The organism is Synechococcus sp. R8-2 (assembly GCF_047461715.1).
Taxonomy (GTDB): Bacteria; Cyanobacteriota; Cyanobacteriia; order Thermostichales; family Thermostichaceae; genus Thermostichus.
Genome location: NZ_JANSHQ010000608.1, coordinates 1 through 1102, shown reverse-complemented (window position 1 = coordinate 1102; position 1102 = coordinate 1). Strand labels below are relative to the sequence as shown.

Genomic DNA, 1102 nt, shown 5'->3' with positions numbered 1-1102 from the left:
CCCCCAGTTGACCACCTTCCCCGTTACCCCCCTGCTCACCGAGATCGTAGCCCAAGTGCAGGAGTGGAAAAAGCTGCACCCCTACATCCAAGCTCCCAACCAAGCTCCCACCATCGTCAACCCCCTGCCGCTCCAGCAAAACCTGCCCGCCCCCGTCTTCAAAGCCCTGAGCGAGTGGTCAGACGGCAAAACCAGCATTCGCCAGATGGGTCGCTACCTGGGTCGAGACACCCTGGCGGTGGCCAAGGCCATCTATCCCTACGTCCGCCAAGGGGCCATTCAACTGTCCGAGCCCGTCTTGATCGCGGAGCCCAAGCCCAGCCGTCCCCTCAAACCCAGCGATAAGCCCAGCCACATCCTTTGCATCGACGACTCCATGGCCATCCAAAAAACCGTAGAGTTCATCCTGCAAAACGAGGGCTACCAGGTTACCACCATCGGCAATCCTCTCAAAGCGCTGGGACAGGTGTTTCTTCTCAACCCCGACATGATTCTCTGCGATGTGGCCATGCCCAAGTTGGATGGGTATGAGCTGTGCGCCATGTTGCGCAAATCCAGCCAGTTCCGCGAAACCCCCATGATTATGCTGACCGGCAAGGATGGTTTTACCGACCGGATTAAGGCCCGCATGGCCGGAGCCAACGAATTTTTGAGCAAACCCTTTGCGGAAAAGGAGTTGTTGACCATTGTCGAATCCTACGTGGGCCCTCCCCCCAAACGGGGCGGTGGCGAATAGGCGTTGGGGTAGCCAAAATGTTGGCACAGAAGACTATAGGCGAAGTACTGGACAGAAGAGTGGCCTCACCGAAACAATAGGGGTAGCATGGCCGGCCCGGAGCCAGGGAGCCAGGTGAGGTTACAAGAGCAAACCTCAGTCAAAGCAGCCCGACGGTTGCGCGGGAGTGCAAAAGGAGCAAGACGGCGATGAGCAAAGTGCTGGTGGTGGATGACAACCGTACCTACCTGGAGACCATTTCCAGCTTGCTTTCCGAGAACGGTTTGGAAGTCTCCACAGCAACAGACGGCGTAGAGGCAATGGAGTGCATTCGCCAGCAGAAGCCTGATGTGGTGGTGCTGGATATTGTCATGCCGCGCATGAACG

The 1102-nt window shown here is 57.6% G+C and carries 2 protein-coding genes; both read left to right on the top strand.

Going from position 1 to position 1102, the window contains the following annotated elements; genetic code table 11:
- On the top strand, positions 1–736 hold a 736-nt coding region (locus tag NW819_RS13035), incomplete at its 5' end, for a response regulator (protein ID WP_414414001.1).
- Positions 737–924: 188 nt separating this feature from the next.
- The coding region (locus tag NW819_RS13030; protein ID WP_414414002.1) for a response regulator at positions 925–1102 on the top strand (178 nt) is incomplete at its 3' end.